We start from the raw sequence: 18,447 nt of genomic DNA on the forward strand, positions 1-18,447 counted from the left end.
GCGTCGGATGCCCACCCGGACGGGGCCCGAACCGTACGCGGGGGCGAGCACTACAGTCGCGGTGACAGCGTGGGGTTCCCGACGAAGGAGTCGAACCATGGCAGAGACCGCGACGACGACGCCGGCAGGCGTCCCCGACGACTTCGTCCCCGGACTCGAGGGCGTCACCGCCTTCACCACCGAGATCGCCGAGCCCGACAAGGCCGGCGGCAACCTACGCTACCGCGGCGTCGACATCGAGGACCTGGTCGAGAACAGGGTGACGTTCTCCGACGTCTGGGCCCTGCTCGTCGACGGTCGCTTCGGTGACGGGCTGCCCCCGGCCGAGCCGTTCCCGCTGCCCGTGCACACCGGCGACGTCCGCGTCGACGTGCAGGCGGCGCTGGCGATGCTCGCGCCCATCTGGGGCTACCGGCCCCTGCTCGACATCGACGACGCCACCGCCCGCGACAACCTCGCCCGCGCCTCGGTGATGGCGCTGTCCTACGTCGCACAGTCGGCACGCGGGATCCATCAGCCGGCCGTCCCGCAGACCGAGATCGACGGGTGCGACACGGTCACCGCCCGGTTCATGACCCGCTGGAAGGGCGACCCGGACCCCAAGCACGTCCGCGCCATCGACGCCTACTGGGTGAGCGCGGCCGAGCACGGCCTCAACGCGTCGACCTTCACCGCCCGCGTGATCGCATCCACCGGGGCCGACGTCGCCGCGTCGCTCTCGGGTGCGATCGGCGCGATGAGCGGCCCCCTGCACGGCGGAGCTCCGGCGCGGGTGCTGCCGATGATCGAGGAGGTCGAGCGCACGGGTGACGCCCGCGGGCTGGTCAAGGGCATCCTCGACCGCAAGGAGAAGCTCATGGGCTTCGGGCACCGGGTGTACCGGGCAGAGGACCCCCGCGCGCGCGTGCTGCGACGGACCGCCCAGGAGCTCGACGTCCCGCGTTTCGAGGTGGCCTCGGCACTCGAACAGGCCGCACTCACCGAGCTGCGGGAACGTCGCCCGGACCGTGCCATCGAAACCAACGTCGAGTTCTGGGCAGCGGTCATCCTCGACTTCGCCGAGGTGCCGCCGCACATGATGCCCGCGATGTTCACGTGCGGCCGGACCGCCGGCTGGTGTGCGCACATCCTCGAGCAGAAGCGCCTGTCGAAGCTGGTGCGCCCCGCCGCGCTGTACGTCGGCCCGGCCCCGCGTCGGCCCGAGGACGTCGAGGGCTGGGACTCGGTCACCACGCACTGAGCTCGCCTGCCCGTCGGGGCGGCGGGGCACGCCCACTACGATCGGCCCCATGAGCGACACCACGACGGCACAGATCACCATCCCCGCCGACCTCCTGCCCGCCGACGGTCGATTCGGGTGCGGCCCGTCGAAAGTCCGCCCGGAACAGCTGCAGTCCCTCGTCGACACCGGCGCCTCGGTCTTCGGCACCAGCCACCGCCAGAAGCCGGTGAAGAACGTCGTCGGACGGATCCGCGCCGGCCTCGCCGAGCTGTTCTCGCTGCCGGAGGGCTACGAGGTCGTGCTGTCCAACGGCGGCACCACCGCGTTCTGGGACGCCGCGGCGCTCGGCCTGGTGGAGAAGAAGTCGCTGCACCTGACCTACGGCGAGTTCTCGTCGAAGTTCGCGTCGGTGACGAAGAAGGCGCCGTTCCTCGACGACCCGACGGTCATCTCGACCGACCCCGGGACCGCGCCGAGCCCGTCGGACATCACCGCCGATCAGACCGCGGACGTCGACCTCATCGGCTGGGCACACAACGAGACCTCGACCGGTGTCGCCGTGCCCGTGTCGCGGCCGTCCGCCGCGGGTGACGCGCTCATCGCGATCGACGCCACGTCCGGCGCCGGCGGCCTGCCGGTGACCGTCGCCGACACCGACGCCTACTACTTCGCGCCGCAGAAGTGCTTCGCCTCCGACGGCGGCATCTGGGTCGCCCTGCTGAGCCCAGCCGCGCTGGACCGCGTCGCGCGCATCGGCGCCACCGACCGGTGGGTGCCCGAGTTCCTGTCGCTGCCGACCGCCGTCGACAACAGCAGCAAGGACCAGACCTACAACACCCCCGCCGTCGGGTCGCTGCTGCTCTTCGCCGACCAGATCGAGTGGATGCTGGCCCAGGGCGGACTGGACTGGTGCGTGAGGCGCACCGCCGACAGCAGCTCGCGCCTGTACGACTGGGCCGAGAAGAGCGAGTTCGCGCGGCCGTTCGTCACCGACCCGGCGCTGCGGAGCCAGGTCGTCGGGACCATCGACTTCGACGACTCGGTCGACGCCGCAGCGGTCGCGAAGACGTTGCGCGCCAACGGCGTCGTCGACACCGAGCCCTACCGCAAGCTCGGCCGCAACCAGCTGCGCATCGGCATGTTCCCGGCCATCGAGCCGGACGACGTGACCGCGCTGACCCAGTGCATCGACCACGTGGTCGCCGCACTCTGACGTCCCCCTCGGCCCGGCGTCGCGGGTCGCGGACCTGCGTGTCGGGCCCCTGCGGCCTCCCCACTGCACTAGGGTCGACAGAACCCCGAACTCTGGTGTGGTGAGGAGGGCAGATGCGCGAACTGCGTGTCATCGGCATCGATGCCGAGAGTGGTTCGGTGATCTGCCGCGACCCCGACTCCGGTGACGAGTTCTCCGTCCCCGCGGACGATCGCCTCCGCGCGGCACTGCGCGGCGACATCTCCCGGATCGGTCAGATCGAGATCGAGATGGAGAGCGCGCTGCGCCCGCGGGAGATCCAATCCCGCATCCGTGCCGGCGCCTCGGTCGCCCAGGTGGCGGCCGCGGCCGGTGTCTCGGTCGACAAGATCGAACGTTTCGCCCATCCCGTCCTGCTCGAGCGGTCCCGCGCCACTGAGCTCGCCGCGTCGTCGCACCCCCTGCGGATCGACGGTCCCGCGGTGTCGACCCTCGGCGAGGTCGTCGCGGCCGCGCTCGGCGCCCGCGGACACGACCCGGACGCCACCGAGTGGGACGCGTGGAAGGGCGACGACGGTCGCTGGGTGGTCCAGGTGGCCTGGCGTGCCGGGCGCTCGGAGAACCGGGCGCATTGGCGTTATCTGCCGGGGTCGAGTGGCGGGACGACCGACCCCCTCGACGAGATGGCCGACGAACTGACCGACGCGGACCTGTCGCGGCCGCTGAGCGGGACGGGATCGGTCGTCGCGCTGTCGACGCCGCCGTCCGCGCGTCCGGTACGCCCCGCACGCACGTCCGGACCCGGCGAGATCACCCTCGCGGCCGACGAGGTGATCCACGCCCAGCGCGCACGCTCACGACACTCCGACGACGACGGACACATTCAGCCGCCCGTCCCCGAGATCGCCCAGCCCACAACGGCGTTCGACGAACCCCGGCGCACCCGCCCCGTCGATGACATCGACGACCTCGACCCCGACGACGTCCCCACCCGTGACACCCCGCTGCGCGAGGAGCCCACCCCCGCAGCGGAACAGCCCACATCTGACGACCCGTCCGCGCGTCGGCCGCGCAAGGCCTCCCGGAAGCCGAGCGTCCCCGCGTGGGAAGATGTGCTCCTGGGAGTGCGCAGCAACGGCAATCAGTAGTACCCGAGGAGGGGCTCAGTGGGAGCGAACACAGGCATGCTGTGGTTCGTCGACAGCGAGGATCCCGTCGCCGACCTGCGATTCGGTGTCCGCAACGACGGCTCCGCCGCATCGCAGTTGGCCCAGGCCGCTGTCGGGGACGCCGTCCTGGTCCCCCGCGGCGAGACCACCCTCGACCGTGTCGCCGACGTCGCCCTGGACGAGATCGCTGTCGGATCCTTCGGTCGCATCGCGGTGATCGTCGGCGGACCTGTCGCCGTCGACCGCCCGTCGGGACTGTCGGAGACGGTGATCGGCGTCCGACCGGCGCGCACGGCCCATCTGATCGTCACCGACCTCGACCGGTCGTTCGGTGCGTTCGCCACCTGGGAGGACGGCACCCTGCGCCGCTCCTTCGCCTCCGATCCCGTCGACATCGTCGAGAACATCGGCCTGCCGTTCGTGTTCGAGCGGGAGTTCTGGGCGGGCGAACGCCCACTGCGCTACAACGAGGGCGTCATGCCCGATCCGCAGGCACTTCCGTTCCACCCCACCGAGTTCGCGGATCACGCGGCGTCGCAGTGGGTGGGTCTCCGTCTCACGCAACCGCATCCGGGTGATCCGCTCTCCCCCGCGCAGATTCCCGTGTCGCGCTTCGCAATCCGGCCCCCGGGTCACCAGCCCACGGCGCAGGACCACGAGACCGCCCGCGCGGGTCACGACGACCACCACGAGGCCCCGCCCGCAGCGGAGGCACCGGAACCCGACGTGTCCGCGCCGACGAAGGTCGCGCGGTGGTTCGGGTTCGGTCGCCGCTGACCGTCGGCCATCGCTGATCGTCGGACGGCGAAAATTCACGCTGAGGTCGTCGCACCCCACGAGTCCTGCGACGACATCAGCGATGAACAGATCATACGTTGTGGAAATTAGGGATCGTCAACTGTCGTCGCCGGTCTGAACTGTCACACCGCTGCGGCCAGTGTGGTCGCCGCCACCAGTCCGACGGCCAGACCGACCAGCGCACCCCCGCCGATCCAGCGGAGCGTCGGGCGTCGCCGCCAGACCCACGCCGACGGTCCGATGCCGCCGCACACCACCACCACGGCGACCACGCCCAGGAGACGATCCGTCTGGGCGACGACGCCGTACACCCCGGTCACGACCCCCGCGGCGATGACCGCCGCCACCGCCGCCAGCACCAGACCGGGGCCCCACGGGGTCGGTTCAGGCGACGACATGGTTCATTCTCTCCCCCGGCCGGGACTCGGTAGCGTCGAGGACATGGGTGTCGTGGTCGCGTCGAGGGGTGTCGTCCTGTGACGACGGCGGTGGTCGTCGGGTCCGGACCGAACGGGCTCGCCGGAGCCGTGCACCTCGCGAGGAGCGGGGTGCAGGTGACGGTCCTGGAGGCCGCCGACACCATCGGGGGCGGCACGCGCTCCGCAGAGCTGACCCTGCCCGGGCTGACGCACGATCACTGCTCGGCGTTCCATCCGCTCGGCGTGGGCTCACCGTTCCTCGCGACCCTCGACCTGCAGCGGTACGGCCTGCAGTGGGACCACTCCCCGATCGACTGTGCGCATCCCCTCGACGACGGCACCGCGGCCCTCCTCCACCGGTCCATCGACGCCACCGCCGACGGTCTCGGCCGCGACGGCCGTCGGTGGCGCGCACTGGTGGGACCTCTGGCGACACGGTTCGACGACCTCGCCGCCGAGGTCATGCAACCGATCGCCCACGTCCCCCGCCATCTGCTCGCCCTGGCGACGTTGGGGCCGCGCGCGCTGCCGCCGGCCACGGTCACCGCCCGTCTGTTCACCACGCCGCAGGGTCGTGCGGCGTTCGCCGGCGCGGCCGCGCACGCCTACACACGCCTCGACCGGCCCCTGACGTCGGCGGTGGGGCTGATGCTGGCCGCATCGGGCCACCGCTTCGGATGGCCTGTCGCGCGTGGCGGGTCCGCCGCGATCACCACGGCACTCGCGGCGATGCTCGTCGACCTCGGCGGAACCGTCGAGACGGGGCACCACGTCCGCAGCACCACCGACCTCCCCCCGGCCGACATCGTGCTGCTCGACACCTCCCCACAGGTGGCGGCCGACATCTACGGCGACGCGCTCCCCCGCCGAGTCGAGCGCGCCTACCGACGATTCCGCCGCGCACCCGGGGCGTTCAAGGTCGACTACGCCGTCGACGGCCCGGTGCCGTGGACCGCGCCGGGCGTCGCCTCGGCGGGCACCGTGCACGTCTGTGGCGACGCCGACGAGGTGTTCGCCGCCGAGAAGCTCGTCGCCCGGGGACAGATGCCCGAGCGGCCATTCCTCATCGTCGGCCAGCAGTATGTCGCCGACCCCTCCCGATCGGCCGGCGACCTGAACCCGCTGTACGCGTACGCCCATGTACCGCATGGCTTCTCCGGCGACGCGACCGAAGCGATCACTGCGCAGATCGAGCGGTTCGCACCCGGCTTCCGGTCCCGGATCCGCGCCACCACGGTGACGACGACCGCCGACTTCGCCTCCGGCAACCCGAACCTCGCCGGCGGCGACGTCATCGGCGGGTCGAACGGCGGACTGCAGGTGCTGCTGCGTCCTCGTCCGGCGATCGACCCGTACGCGACGGGCATCGAGGGGGTCTACCTCTGTTCGGCCTCGACTCCGCCGGGCGCCGGCGCGCACGGCATGGGTGGGTACAACGCGGCACGCTCCGCCCTGCGGAACCTCTGAGCGGTCACCGGGCGACGCGGGCGTAGAACGAGATCGCCGCGGCGGTGGCGACGTTGAGCGAATCGGTCCCGCGGGCCATCGGGATGCGTGCGCGGACGTCGCCGGCGCGCATCGCCGTCTCCGTGAGCCCTGGACCCTCGGCGCCCACCATGAACGCGACGCGGTCGGCGCCGACAGCCTCGGCGAGCGGGACCGCGTCGGCGTCCGGCGTCAGCGAGACGACGGTAAACCCGCGATCCCGTAGTCGGTGGAGATCGCCGGGCCAGTCCTCGGCGGCGGCGAACGGGACGAGCAACGCGTGTCCCATGGAGACCCGGACGGAGCGGCGGTAGAGCGGGTCCGCGCACCCTCGGCCGAAGACCACCGCGTCGACCCCCAACCCGGCGGCGTTGCGGAAGATGCTGCCGATGTTCTCGTGGTCGTTGACGCCCTCGAGCACGACGACGGTGTGGGCGTCGTCGACGACGTCCTCGACGGACAGTCGCTCGGAGCGACGCGCGACACCGAGCACGCCCCGGTTCAGGTGGAAGCCGACGACCTCGGCCATCACCTCGGCCGTGGCGCGGTAGAACGGGAGTCCGTCGACCGAGGGCTCCTCGAGGTCGACGGCGAGTTCGGTGAGGCGCTTGTCGACGCCGAGGAACGCGTGCGGGGTGAAGCGCGACGCGATCATCCGCTGCACCACCAGGACGCCCTCGGCGACGACGAGACCGCGCCCGGGGCGACCACCGGGGAGCACGGGCAGATCGGGGCGACGATCGACGGAGTTCAGGTCGCGGAAGTCGTCGACCCGCGGATCGTCCGGATCGACGATGTCGATGACGTCGACAGGCATCGCGTCAGTCTGCCCGACGCGGTCCGACCGCCCACCAGATGGTTCCTGCCGCCCGACAGACGGTTCAGTGGGCGGACGTGGAGGCCTTCTCGTCGGCGTCGATGCGGGCCTGCTCGCGCCAGGCGAGGACGCCGGCGGTCAGGGCGAGCACCGACACGACACAGGCGAAGACGATCCCGGCGGTGCGGACACCGACAGCGCGCGACAGCAGGCCCTCGGCGACCACCGGGATGCTGATCGCGATGTAGGTGATGACGAAGTACGCGGAGGTGGTCGCGGCCTTGCGGTCGGCCGGGGCGCCGGTCGCGATGCCCGACAGGCCGCGGGCGAACGCGACACCCTGCCCGAACCCGCCGACGAGACCGGCGGCGGCCAGCAGCTCCCAGTGTCCGGCGAGCAGCGTCGCCACCAGCAGACCCATGCCCGCGATCATCATCGCGATGGCGACGATCTCCGAGACGCGGTCGTCGAGTGTGCGGCCGGCGATCTGTCCCGCCAGTGAGCCGCCCATCACCGCGGCCACCAGCAGCGCCTGCCCGATCACCGAGTCGACGCCGGCGAACCGCGACGCGATGGTCGGTGCGAGCGCCGTGAACAGACCCATCACCGCGAACCCGGCGAACCCGAGGATCGCCGCCCGGATGAAGAACGCCCGGATCTCCGCGGGCACCGTCAGCGGCATGAAGCCCAGCCGCTCGTCACGGTGGCGACCGCGCGTCTCGGGCACCGCGAGCACGATCAGCGCGGCGACGACCATCAACCCGAGATGCACCCAGTACGTGGTGCGCAGGGGGTTCGGCGCCCAGGTGACCAGCAGAGCAGCGACGATCGGGCCGAGACCGAGACCGCCGATGGTCGCGAGGCTCGCCAGCAACGGGGCGCGCCTCTCCAGCCGGCCGCGCGCCATCTCGATGATCGCGACGGACGCCGTCCCGACGAAGACACCCGCCGACAGGCCCGACACCACCCTCGCCACGAGGAGGACGGCGGTGTCGTCGGCGAGCAGGAACACGACGTCACTGGCCGCGGCGAACGCGACACCGAGTGCGAGGACGGGGCGGCGACCCAGCACGTCCGACCAGGTGCCGAACGAGAGGAGAGCACCCAGGACGCCCACGGCGTACATGGCGTAGACGACGGTGACGGTCAGCAACGAGAACCCGAAGGTGCGCTCGTAGTCGGAGTAGAGCGGCGTCGGCATGGTGGTGCCGATCATCACCGTGGCCAGCACGATCATCAGCCCGGCGGTCTGTGGTGCCCGGCTGCCTGCGGTCGCGGTCGGGGCCGAGGAGGTGGTGGCGGTGGACATGTCCACATACAAGCCCACGGAGGTCGCCTCCATTCCGGACGGTTCGGGTACGACCCCCGCCACCCGATAGGTTGGGACGGTGACCGACTCCGAACTCGAACTGCGGCGGGCCACCGACGACGACTGGCCGGCGATCATCGCCGCGGATGCGCGTGCGTTCGCATTCATCCATCCGCTCGACGCCGAGGCGCAGGCCGACCTCCGGAGCAAGCTGCGCGACGACGACGTCGTCGTCATCTACGACCACTCGGGGCCCGTCGGTCCGGTGCTCGCCGGCGTCGCGATGTTCTACCGGATGACGCTGACCCTCCCGGGTGGCGCGCGGGTGGACCTGCCCGGCCTGTCGTGGGTGTCGGTGGCGGCCACGCACCGCCGTCGCGGGATCCTGCGCCGCATGATCACCGAGCTGTTCGACCAGTGGGAGCGGGAGAAGAGCGTGTTCTCCATCCTCACGGCCAGCGAGGCGACGATCTACGAGCGCTTCGGGTACGGACCCGCGTGTTTCGAGCAGCGGGCCGAGATCGACCTGAGGACCGCCGAGCTGCGGGAGCCGGCGCCGGCGTGGACGCCGGTGCGGTTCGCGACGGCCGACCAGGTCCGTGACCTCGTCCCGGACCTCCACGACCGCTGGGCGTCGATGAACCCCGGTGCGATCGTGCGGTCGCGGGTCTGGTGGAACATGATCTTCGCCGACCGGGAGATGTTGCGCGACGGACAGAGTGCGCTGCACTATCTCGTCCACCCCGACGGCTACGCCAGCTATCGCATCGCGCACGAGGGCGACAGGGCACTCGCGCGCGTGTCGGAGTTCTTCGCTGTCACCGACGCCGCGCACACCGACCTCTGGCGGGTGCTGCTCGGTCTCGACCTCATCCCGACCATCCACGTGTCGATGCCCGTCGACGACCCGCTGCCGATGAAGCTGACGAACCTGCGGTCCCCCAAGATGACCGCGCTCTCGGACTCGATGTGGTTGCGCATCATCGACATCCCCCGCGCGCTGACGGCACGCACCTACTCCGAGGACGTCGACGCCGTCCTCGAGATCACCGACGAGTTCCGCGGCAACGGTGGGCGTTTCGCCTTCACCGTGCGCGACGGTGTGGCCACCGTGTCGGTCACCGACGACCCCGCCACCGTGCGGATGGACGTGTCGGTGCTCTCCAGCATCTACCTCGGCGGCTACCGCGCGACGGAGTTCGCCGCCGCGAACCGGTTGTGGGCGTCCGACCACGCGACGCTCTGCGAACTCGACCAGGCGTTCCTCACCGACCGGAAACCGTTCTCGGGCACGTTCTTCTAGGAGGCACGTCGATGGACGACAGTCAGGCGTTCGCCGCGATCGCCGACGAACGACGGGTGCTCGCCGACGTCCTCGACGGCCTCGACGAGGGGCAATGGGCGACGCAGTCGCTCTGCAGCGCGTGGGACGTCCGGGGCGTGGCCGCGCATCTGCTGGGCCCGACCGTCACCGGCATCCCCGAGGTCATCTGGCTGGTCCTGCGCGCACGCGGGGACTTCGAACGGTCGAACATGGCGCTGACCGACCGGGTGGTCCGTCGGTACGGCGACGAACTCCCACAGATGCTGCGCGCGAACGCCGATCACCGGTTCACGCCTCCCGGGGGCGGGCCCCTCGCACCGCTGACGGACCTCCTGGTGCACGGGCAGGACATCCGCCGGCCGCTCGGGATCGGTCGCACGTTCGACCCCGACAGGATCTGCGCGGCACTCGACTTCCTCATGTCCCCCGCGGCCCGTCGAGGCTTCGCGCCGCTGCGCGCCGGTGTCCGGTGGGTCGCCGACGACGTCGACTGGGCGTCGTCGCCCGACGACCGCTCCCGTCCGTCGGTGCACGGGACCGCGGAGACGGTGCTGCTCACGCTCACCCGACGCGTCGGTGCCGTCGACGGCCTGTCGGGGGACGGCGTCGGCGTCGTCCACACCGCGCTGGCCTGAGACGCTCCTAGCGCACGCTCGGTGAGGGCACCTGCACGCCCGTCGGGAGCTCGCTGACGTCGCGGGCCCGACGGCGCGCCGCCGCCCCGAACACCACCGCGGCGACGACGGCCGACACCGCGCTGATCGCGCCGCCCACGACGAGCGGCGCGCGGGGGTCGGTGATCTCGGCGAGCCAGCCGAGCAACGGACTGCCCAGCGGTGTGCCGCCGAGGAAACACAGCATGTAGACACCCATGACACGACCGCGCATCGTCGAGTCCACCGACAGCTGCACGATGTTCATCGCCGACGTGCTGAAGGTGAGCTGCGCGGCGCCGAGCGGGATGAGGACGACGGCGACGAGCGCGAACGTCGGCATGAGTCCGGCGACGACCTCCAGCACACCGAACACCCCCGCGGCGAGCATCAGGTGGCGGACCCGGGACGGACGGCGTCGCCGGGCGGCCATCGTCGCGCCCGCCAGCGTCCCGACGGCGAGCACCGTCGACAGCAGGCCGTACCCGCCCGCCGACCCGGCGAAGGTGTTCTTCGTCAGCAACGCGAGCGACAGCGGGAAGTTGAGGCCGAAGGTGGACACGAAGAACACGGTGACGAACAGCGCGACGAGATGCGGGCGACCGCGGATGTAGTGCAGCCCCTCCACCACCGATGTCCGCCCGCGGGGGCGGTCGCTGCGCAGGAGGTCGTCGGTGCGCATCATCGCCAGGCCGACGAGGACGGCGACGAACGAGACCACGTTGACCAGGAACACCGGCCCGGTGCCGATCACGGTGATGAGCACGCCGGCCAGCGCGGGCCCGATGATGCGGGCGAGGTTGAACGTCATCGAGTTCAGCGCCACCGCGTTCGGCAGGTGCTCCGGGCCGACCATCTCGACGGTGAAGGACTGACGGATCGGGGCATCGACCGCGGAGATGCACCCGAGCGCGAACGACAGGATGTAGACCTGCGCCAGCGTCGCGACCCCGAGCGTGTCGGTGACACCGAGGACGAGCGCGCACGCCGCTATCGCGATCTGGGTGGCCATGAGCAGGCGACGCTTGTCGAAACGATCGGCCAGGGCGCCCGCGGGCATCGACAGCACCGCCGTCGGACCGAACTGGAGGGCCATCACGATGCCGATGGCCAGACCGCTGTTGCCGGACAGGTGCAGCACCAGCCAGTCCTGGGCGATGCGCTGCATCCAGGTGCCCACCAACGACACCACCTGGCCGCCGGCCCACAGGCGATAGTTGCGTACCCCGAGGGACGAGAACATCGTGGGCAGCGGCACTCGATCGATGATAACCGCCGCTAACGAGGGACGCCGACGCGTCCGCCGCGGTCAGTCGGTGGCGGCGACGATGCCGGACATGATCGTCACGGCGTCACGCAGGGTGGTGAGCTCGTCGGCGCCGAGCTTCTCGAGCTGACCGCGCAGCCACGCCTCCCGGGCGTTGGTCTCGTCGGTGATCACCTTCTGCCCCAGATCGGACAGGGTGACGATGATCTGGCGGCCGTCGGTGGGGTGCGGATCCCGCTTCACCATGCCGAGGTCGGCGAGGGAGGCGATCACGCGAGTCATGGACGGCGGCTGCACCCGCTCCTGGGCCGCCATCGCGCCCGGGGTCATCGGACCCATCTGCGACAGGGTGTTGAGCGCGGAGAGCTGGGTCAACGACACCGTCGAGCTGGCGCGACGACCCCGCAGGTGCCTGGCCAGTCGAACGACGGCCAACGACAGGTCACTGGCCAGATTGTCGTCTTTCCCACTCACGGGCCTAACAATAGGACACTGCAACTGGAATGCACGACGAACTACCGAGGTGAACACGCCGGGTATCGCGCCCGGTTCGCCCGTGTCCCCTGCACGGGGGACACGTCAGCCGTCGATCAGCGATTCGATCGGGCCCTTGGCGAAGTAGAGGACGAACAGGACGGCCACCACCCACAGGAGCGGGTGCACCGTCCGGATCTTCCCCCGCGCCGTCGCGAGGACCACCCAGCTGATGAAGCCGACACCGATCCCGTTCGCGATCGAGTACGTGAACGGCATGACGACGATGGTCAGGAAGCACGGCAGCGCCACCTCGAACCGGGTCAGATCGATGTGGCGGATCTGGGCGATCATCAGCGCGCCCACGACGACCAGTGCCGGTGCCGCGGCCTCGAGCGGCACGATCGAGTAGAGCGGCGTGAAGAACATGGCCACGAGGAACAGGACGCCGGTGACGATGTTGGCCAACCCCGTCCGCGCGCCCTCCGCGATCCCCGAGGCGGACTCGACGAAGACCGTGTTCGACGACGACGACGCGGCGCCACCGACGATCGCTCCGGCGCCCTCGACCGCGAGCGCCCGACCGATGTTCGGCAGGTTGCCGTCGGAGTCGGCAAGCCCGGCCTCGCGGCCCAACCCCGTCATCGTCCCCATCGCGTCGAAGAAGTTCGACAGCACCAGGGTGAAGACGAACACCGACGCCGACAGCACGCCGATGCGGACGAAGGCACCGAACAGGTCGACGTCGCCGACGAGCGACAGGTCGGGCAGGTCGCCGACGGCCTTCGGCCACTCGGGGATGTTCAGGCTCCAGCCCGACTTCCCGTTGCCGGATGCGGGCAGATCGGCGAACGCCTGCACGATGACGGCGATGACCGTCGTGACGACGATGCCGATGAGCAGGCCGCCGCGGACCTTGCGGACCACCAGCACACCCATGATGAGGACGCCGAGCACGAAGATCAGGGTGGGCAGGGTGGTGATCGAGTTGCCGTTGCCGAGGCCCACCGGGACGGTGGTGCCCGCCGCGTCGGGGACCCGGGTGACGAAACCGGCGTCGACGAGCCCGATGAACGCGATGAAACAGCCGATGCCGGCGGCGATGGACGCCTTGAGCTCGGTGGGGATGGCGGTGAACACCCGCGTCCGCAGACCCGTGACGGCCAGCAGCACGATGATGATGCCGTCGATGACCACGAGGCCCATCGCCTCGGGCCAGGTCACCTGCGGCGCGATGCTCACGGCCAGCAGGCTGTTGATGCCCAGGCCGGTGGCGATGGCGAACGGGTAGTTGGCGATCGCCCCGAACAGGATGGACATGATCCCGGCGACGAGTGCGGTGACCGCGGCGACGGCGGCGATCGGCAGGACGTTGCCGAGGACGTCGGCGTTGCGCCCGCTCCCGGCGACCCCGCCGATGATGATCGGGTTCAACACCACGATGTAGGCCATCGTGAAGAACGTGACCAGTCCGCCGCGGACCTCCTGGCCCACCGACGAACTGCGTTCGGTGATCTTGAAATACCGGTCGACACGACCACGGACGCCCTGCGGAGGGTCGGTGTGGGTGACCTCGGTGCTCGTCGCCGTCTTGTCGAGTTCCCCAGAGTGGAGCTCCTCCGACACGCCTACCTCCTCGCCTCCGTGGCGGAGGCACCCGGGGGCGGACGTTGTCCACCCGTCGCGGGGGACCTTACGCTGGCCGATGTGAGCACTAGCGACGGTCCGCAGCCCTCCGGTGCGCCCGGCCCGGACGAGCTGCCCCGGTTGCCGCACTGGCTCGCCGAGCCGGCGAACGTCGTCTACGTCGGGATGGCCTGCTGGCTGGTCGCGACGGTCGTCGTCGCGGCCACCGGCATCGGCAGCACGTCGACCCTCGTCAGTTGCCTGGTCGGCCTGGCGGTCGGCCTGTTCGGCACCACCGTGTTCACGGTGCAGCGTCGCGCGAGTCGTCGAGGCGACCGTTCCGCGCAGCGCGGCCTCGACTGAGCGCACCCGCCACACCCAGCGACAGCGCGACCCACGCCGCCCCGAAGGCCCAGCCGGCCACCACATCCGTGGTCCAGTGCACGCCGAGGTAGACGCGGCTCGCGCCGATCAGCAGTGAGGCGATCGGGGCGAGCAGGAGCACCGCCCGGTGTGCGCGCACCCACGTCGACGTCCGCCAGGCCGCGACGGCGACGAGACCGAGCACGATCGCGGACATCATCGCGTGGCCCGACGGGAACGAGTACGTGTCGATGGCGAGGACACGGAACCGCTCCGGCGGACGCGGCCGGCCGACGCCGTACTTCAGCGCCTGCATCAGGAGCCACCCGCTCGCCGATCCGAGCAGGACGGTGAGGGCGAGTGCGCGGTGTCGTCGCCACAGGACGATCGTCGCCAGCACCGCGATCAGGGTCATGGCGGCCGTGTTGCCGACCGTCGTGATCACGCGGAACGCGGTGGTCAGCCACGCGATGCGATGGTCGGCGACCCACTCGGTGATGTCGAGGTCGACCCCGGGCGTCATCGCGTGGCTCCCCCGCCCGACCGTGTGAGGTGGTGGACGCCGGCGTCGTCGACCCACCAGTCGGCGTCCACGACGGTGCGTTCGCCGTCCCGCTCCACGTCCAGTCGGAGCCGGTCGTGCACACGCACCTCGCCGGTGCGCGGGCTCTCGTCGCGGCCGACCGCGAACGCGACGGCGGTCGGATCGGCGTCCCAGGTGGTCGCGGTCCCCGGGTCGACCGGTGTCACCGTCACGGCCTCACCGGCGGTGGGGATGTCGAGCACCGTCGCCAGTCGCACGGCGTCGTCGGGCGTGGTCGGCGGTGTCGCGACGACGGCCTCGTCGCCGGACACGACCGCGAGGAACCAGGGTCGGTCGACGACGACCGCCGTGGACGTCGCGACGCCGGACAGGGTCCGGACACGGGTCGGCGGGTCGAGGCGGTCGAGGTCGAGATCACCGCGACGGTGCGCACGGACCAGCGCGGCGTGCGCCGCCGCGGCGACGCCGGGCCGGACGGGACGGTCGGGGTCGGCGAGGTGGTCGAGCACGACGGCGGCCAGATCGGTCGACCCGATCTCCGTGCCGGCCAGCGCGGGTGCGAACGCGGCGGCGTCGGGGTGGGCGGCGGGGTCGAGGACGCCGTCGAGGACGAGATCGTCGGGCGCACGCAGATGACCCAGCGGCACGCCGTCGAGCTCGGCGAACGTCCGCAGCCACCACGCGGTGTACCCGTCCCGGTCGGACAGCGCGGCCCGGCAGTCCTTGTCGGCGACGAGGAGGCTCAGCGCCTCCGGCCACCGGTCGGGGTCGACGAGGTCGAGGTCACGCACCGCGACCACCCGCTGGGGCTCGTCGGAGCGTGAGTCCCACCAGCGTTCCTCGTCGGGCAGGTCGTGGTCGGGGCCGATCGGCAGGTCGTCGGTGAGGACGGTGAAACCCCATCCGACCCCGACGCGCCGCAGCACGTCGGCACCCCAGGTCGCGACGACGCTGTCGGCGACGACCCCGAACGGCGCGTCCTCGACGAGCACGGCCGCGAACGGGCTGCCGGGGAGGAGGAGTTCGTCGGCGGGGCGGTCCTCGCCGTCGGCGTCGGGCAGCATCAGGCCGCCGAGCCACGACGGCGCGGTCGCATCGGGGTCGGCGGCCAGGAGTCCGAGAACGGCTGTCACGACGGAACTCTCGACGTCACCGTCGCCGACCATGGCCTCGAGGGCGGGGTCGGTGAGGACCTCGGACACCCCCACCCGCCGGGCACCGAGGCGGTCCAGCAGGGGGTGTTGCGCCTCGGGGTGCACGGTCGCGATCCAGTCGACGCTGATGTCGGACAGGGCGTCGGTGACGGGTCCCGCGGGTGCGTCGATCATCACCAGACCCCGCGCCCCGACCGACATCCGGCCGTCCGAGCGCGGGACGGGGACGGTCGCGATCGCCTCACGGACGTGATCGTCCCCGGCGACCTCGGCGAGCGCCTGATAGAGATCCCGCCACCACGTCGGCGGCTGCTGCACCCCGATCAGCATGTCGCACAAGGACTCCCAGGACAGCTCCTGCACACCCACCGACCGCAGCAGCGCGAGGCTCTCGCGGTCGCCGAGGGAGGGATGGCCGAGGTCGGCGTGGAGGAGACCGTCGACGATCTCCGCCAGCAGGTCGGTGACCGCGCGGGTGGCACCGGCCAGCACGACGGCGCGCGACGGCAGGACGTCGACCCCGGATGCAGTGGGCACCCACGGCGCAGCCGTGAGATCGGCGACGACGGCCTCGCGGAGCGCGGCGTCGATCGGCCCGGCGGGCAGGCCGGGGACGGGTACCGCGGCGAGCCTGACGTCGACGGCGAGGGCCGAGGCCAGCAGGTGGTATCCCACTGCGGCGGAATCGATCCGGGCCTCCGGGTGCAGCGTGCGACGGTCCGGGGTGAGGTCGACGTCGGCGACGCAGATCGCCGGGAGGGTGAGTGCGACGTCCGTCGTCGTCGGGGCGCGGAGGTGTTCGCGGCGCACAGGACGGGGTGCGGCGGGGGTCCCCGGCATCAGCCACCGGGCCCGCTCCCCCACCACCTGCACCCAGTGGCGGGTGCCGACGGTCACCACCTGGTGCAGTGGGTCGTCGACGTCGGTCACCGCGCGCTCGGAGACGTCCCCCGACACCGTGATCGACTGCAGCGCGGTGAGTTCCAGGAGCAGGGTCGTCGCCTGCTCGCGGGCGGTCTCGACGATCGACGTCCCGTCACCGCGCGGGGTGAGGACGATCTCGGTGTCCCATCCGTCGGCGGGCGGGGTCGGATCCGGCCAGGGCAGTCGGAGCATGGGCGCGCGCTCGACCGCGAGATCGGTGTCGGCGAGCGCCGCGTCGGTCCGGGCACGGCTGAACACCACCCCGCCGTGACGGGATCGGACCGCGACCTCGTCGGCGACGGCGGCGACCGCGCTGAACCCGACACCGAACCGGCCCACCGCGTCGGCGGTGTCCCGTTTGGCCGAGACCCGCAGTGCCGACAGCGATCTGACACCGTCCGCCGTCAGCGGTGCGCCGGTGTTGGCGACACGGACCGTGCCGTCCGGCTCCGATCGGACGTCCACCGAGCCGACGATCCCCGCCGCCGCGGCGGCATCGGCCGCGTTGGCGATCAGTTCGGTGACGACGCGATCGCGGTAACCGATGTCGACGAGATCGGCCTCGGCCGCCGCGTCCTCGGCGAGACGGGTCGGCGACGCCGCCCAGGACGCGAGCACGGCGGACCGCAGCGAGGCGGTGTCGAACGGGTCGGACGGACCGGACGGATCGGGCGGGGCGTCGCGCGGACCGTCCACCGCGGCGTCGATCAGGCGGGGTTCGCGGACGGGGAGTCGGCGCGTGCGGTGTCCGAGGGTGCGGACGCCACGACCTCGATGGCGCCGTCGTCGTACGCGTCGTACGCCGGGGAGCCCTCACCGGACGGCGCGACCGCGTCGGAGTGCGCACCGCACCCGTACTCGGCCGCGACGACCTGGCCGTCGGCGGCGTACTGGTTCGCGCACACCCCGAACGCGACCCGCAGTGCCCCGGCCAGCGGCAGGTAGAACCCGCAGGTGCCGCAGCTCATCCGGGTGGAGGACGCCATCTCGCTGTCGGGGCCGCGCTCGCCGGACCACCAGCGGTCGGCCGCGTCGTCGCGACCCTCACGGCTGAGCACCCGGCGGCGGCCCAGCCCCAGCGCGAGGTGGACGTCGGTGGCCTCGTCGAGCAGGCCGGTCGACTCCAGTTCGGCGACGTCGAGGTGGTTGGGCACGAGGCGCGGGTCGTCGGCGGGGGCGGCCAGCACGTCGCCCGGGCCGAGGTCGCCGGCGACGATCCGTTCCGACCACGGGATCCACTCGGGAGCGGTCAACGCCTCGGCGCCCGGCAGCAGCGCCACCTCGCTGACGGTGATCACCGCGTCCTCGACGGCGTCGGTCTCACCGGGACAGGTGGCCAGGACCGCGCACCACACCCAGCCGCGGTAGCCCGGCAGGTCGGCGGCGAAGTAGTGGGTGACCGAGCACTCGCCCTCGACGACAGCGTCGAGATGGTCACCCACCGACGCCTCGCCGACGGCCACAGCGGCGTCCCGGGCGGCGTCGACGGCAGCCGTCAACCGCTCCTCGAGGCGCGCGCGGATCTCGGGATCGACGGCGATCTCCGGGGCGGCGTCCCGGGCGGTGTCCTCCACGGTCGGGACGTCGGCCGACGCGGGTGCGTCGGTGTCGGTCACTGGGGTGTCGGTCACGTCGGTCTCCACCCCCTCAGTCTGCCGTATCCGGTCGCCGTCGTACCCCCGTGGGTCCCACGCGCCGGGGACATCC

Annotated in this window: 17 protein-coding genes; 8 read left to right on the plus strand and 9 right to left on the minus strand. The window is 71.6% G+C overall.

Annotated elements, in window-relative coordinates; translation table 11 throughout:
* The first annotated feature begins 97 nt into the window (after positions 1-97).
* The 4 genes from LX14_RS02580 to LX14_RS02595 all read left to right on the plus strand — a co-directional run bounded on the left by LX14_RS02580 (position 98) and on the right by LX14_RS02595 (position 4,360).
* On the plus strand, positions 98-1,240 hold the full coding sequence (locus tag LX14_RS02580; RefSeq protein ID WP_253645718.1) for a citrate synthase 2: 1,143 nt from the start codon (positions 98-100) through the stop codon (positions 1,238-1,240).
* 49 nt (positions 1,241-1,289) lie between these two features.
* Complete coding sequence (gene serC / locus LX14_RS02585) at positions 1,290-2,435, plus strand: phosphoserine transaminase (protein WP_253645719.1); 1,146 nt, start codon at positions 1,290-1,292, stop codon at positions 2,433-2,435.
* Positions 2,436-2,548: 113 nt separating this feature from the next.
* Complete coding sequence (sepH, locus tag LX14_RS02590; protein ID WP_253645720.1) at positions 2,549-3,562, plus strand: septation protein SepH; 1,014 nt, start codon at positions 2,549-2,551, stop codon at positions 3,560-3,562.
* Positions 3,563-3,580: 18 nt separating this feature from the next.
* Complete coding sequence (locus LX14_RS02595) at positions 3,581-4,360, plus strand: DUF6928 family protein (protein WP_253645721.1); 780 nt, start codon at positions 3,581-3,583, stop codon at positions 4,358-4,360.
* 143 nt (positions 4,361-4,503) lie between these two features.
* Here LX14_RS02595 and LX14_RS02600 read toward each other — a convergent pair whose 3' ends face one another.
* Positions 4,504-4,779, minus strand: coding sequence for a DUF2537 domain-containing protein (locus LX14_RS02600; protein ID WP_253645722.1), 276 nt, complete (start codon positions 4,777-4,779; stop codon positions 4,504-4,506).
* A 78-nt stretch (positions 4,780-4,857) separates the two neighbouring features.
* Here LX14_RS02600 and LX14_RS02605 point away from each other — a divergent pair, with 78 nt between their 5' ends.
* Positions 4,858-6,267 carry a phytoene desaturase family protein gene (locus LX14_RS02605; protein WP_253645723.1) on the plus strand — a complete coding sequence of 470 codons (1,410 nt, stop codon included), beginning with the start codon at positions 4,858-4,860 and terminating at the stop codon, positions 6,265-6,267.
* A gap of 4 nt (positions 6,268-6,271) precedes the next feature.
* Here LX14_RS02605 and LX14_RS02610 read toward each other — a convergent pair whose 3' ends face one another.
* Together LX14_RS02610 and LX14_RS02615 are read right to left on the minus strand one after the other, a co-directional pair.
* On the minus strand, positions 6,272-7,102 hold the full coding sequence (locus LX14_RS02610; RefSeq protein ID WP_253645724.1) for a TrmH family RNA methyltransferase: 831 nt from the start codon (positions 7,100-7,102) through the stop codon (positions 6,272-6,274).
* Between the two features lie 64 nt (positions 7,103-7,166).
* The gene (locus tag LX14_RS02615) at positions 7,167-8,411 is read right to left on the minus strand and encodes an MFS transporter (RefSeq protein ID WP_253645725.1); all 1,245 of its coding nucleotides are present in this window, start codon (positions 8,409-8,411) and stop codon (positions 7,167-7,169) included.
* A gap of 79 nt (positions 8,412-8,490) precedes the next feature.
* On the opposite strand from LX14_RS02615, the gene LX14_RS02620 reads away from it, so the two are divergent.
* Positions 8,491-9,714 (plus strand): GNAT family N-acetyltransferase, encoded by a 1,224-nt coding sequence (locus LX14_RS02620; protein WP_253645726.1) that lies wholly within the window; start codon positions 8,491-8,493, stop codon positions 9,712-9,714.
* Between the two features lie 11 nt (positions 9,715-9,725).
* Entirely contained in the window at positions 9,726-10,370 is a 645-nt protein-coding gene (locus tag LX14_RS02625) for a maleylpyruvate isomerase family mycothiol-dependent enzyme (RefSeq protein WP_253645727.1), read from the plus strand.
* Between the two features lie 7 nt (positions 10,371-10,377).
* On the opposite strand, the gene LX14_RS02630 is transcribed toward LX14_RS02625, so the two are convergent.
* The 3 genes from LX14_RS02630 to LX14_RS02640 form a co-directional block, all read right to left on the minus strand.
* Complete coding sequence (locus LX14_RS02630; protein ID WP_253647860.1) at positions 10,378-11,631, minus strand: MFS transporter; 1,254 nt, start codon at positions 11,629-11,631, stop codon at positions 10,378-10,380.
* A 66-nt stretch (positions 11,632-11,697) separates the two neighbouring features.
* Positions 11,698-12,129: a MarR family winged helix-turn-helix transcriptional regulator gene (locus LX14_RS02635; RefSeq protein WP_253645728.1), complete on the minus strand. Its 432-nt coding sequence runs from the start codon at positions 12,127-12,129 to the stop codon at positions 11,698-11,700.
* Positions 12,130-12,234: 105 nt separating this feature from the next.
* A complete protein-coding gene (locus tag LX14_RS02640) occupies positions 12,235-13,755 on the minus strand; it encodes an NCS2 family permease (protein WP_253645729.1) in 1,521 nt (506 codons plus the stop codon).
* An 81-nt stretch (positions 13,756-13,836) separates the two neighbouring features.
* Between LX14_RS02640 and LX14_RS02645 the strand changes: the two genes are divergently transcribed.
* Positions 13,837-14,118 carry a DUF2530 domain-containing protein gene (locus LX14_RS02645; protein ID WP_253645730.1) on the plus strand — a complete coding sequence of 94 codons (282 nt, stop codon included), beginning with the start codon at positions 13,837-13,839 and terminating at the stop codon, positions 14,116-14,118.
* On the opposite strand, the gene LX14_RS02650 is transcribed toward LX14_RS02645, so the two are convergent.
* The 3 genes from LX14_RS02650 to LX14_RS02660 are packed head-to-tail and all read right to left on the minus strand — an operon-like array spanning position 14,057 to position 18,263.
* Complete coding sequence (locus tag LX14_RS02650) at positions 14,057-14,641, minus strand: phosphatase PAP2 family protein (protein WP_253645731.1); 585 nt, start codon at positions 14,639-14,641, stop codon at positions 14,057-14,059. The two genes, LX14_RS02645 and LX14_RS02650, sit on opposite strands and share 62 nt — an antisense overlap.
* A complete protein-coding gene (locus LX14_RS02655) occupies positions 14,638-17,436 on the minus strand; it encodes a sacsin N-terminal ATP-binding-like domain-containing protein (RefSeq protein ID WP_253645732.1) in 2,799 nt (932 codons plus the stop codon). The genes LX14_RS02650 and LX14_RS02655 overlap by 4 nt, the downstream gene beginning before the upstream one ends.
* A gap of 11 nt (positions 17,437-17,447) precedes the next feature.
* A complete protein-coding gene (locus LX14_RS02660) occupies positions 17,448-18,263 on the minus strand; it encodes a DUF3027 domain-containing protein (protein WP_253647861.1) in 816 nt (271 codons plus the stop codon).
* Positions 18,264-18,447: the final 184 nt, after the last annotated feature.

The organism is Williamsia deligens, from assembly GCF_024171765.1.
Classification (GTDB): domain Bacteria; phylum Actinomycetota; class Actinomycetes; order Mycobacteriales; family Mycobacteriaceae; genus Williamsia_A; species Williamsia_A deligens.

What these genes read in the sequence shown, in the direction of transcription:
- LX14_RS02600 (WP_253645722.1), bottom strand. Translation starts at nt 4,779, where the DNA reads ATGTCGTCGCCTGAACCGACCCCGTGGGGCCCCGGTCTGGTGCTGGCG.
- LX14_RS02625 (WP_253645727.1), top strand. Translation starts at nt 9,726, where the DNA reads ATGGACGACAGTCAGGCGTTCGCCGCGATCGCCGACGAACGACGGGTG.
- LX14_RS02650 (WP_253645731.1), bottom strand. Translation starts at nt 14,641, where the DNA reads ATGACGCCCGGGGTCGACCTCGACATCACCGAGTGGGTCGCCGACCAT.
- LX14_RS02630 (WP_253647860.1), bottom strand. Translation starts at nt 11,631, where the DNA reads ATGTTCTCGTCCCTCGGGGTACGCAACTATCGCCTGTGGGCCGGCGGC.
- LX14_RS02610 (WP_253645724.1), bottom strand. Translation starts at nt 7,102, where the DNA reads ATGCCTGTCGACGTCATCGACATCGTCGATCCGGACGATCCGCGGGTC.
- serC (WP_253645719.1), top strand. Translation starts at nt 1,290, where the DNA reads ATGAGCGACACCACGACGGCACAGATCACCATCCCCGCCGACCTCCTG.
- LX14_RS02615 (WP_253645725.1), bottom strand. Translation starts at nt 8,411, where the DNA reads ATGTCCACCGCCACCACCTCCTCGGCCCCGACCGCGACCGCAGGCAGC.
- LX14_RS02580 (WP_253645718.1), top strand. Translation starts at nt 98, where the DNA reads ATGGCAGAGACCGCGACGACGACGCCGGCAGGCGTCCCCGACGACTTC.
- sepH (WP_253645720.1), top strand. Translation starts at nt 2,549, where the DNA reads ATGCGCGAACTGCGTGTCATCGGCATCGATGCCGAGAGTGGTTCGGTG.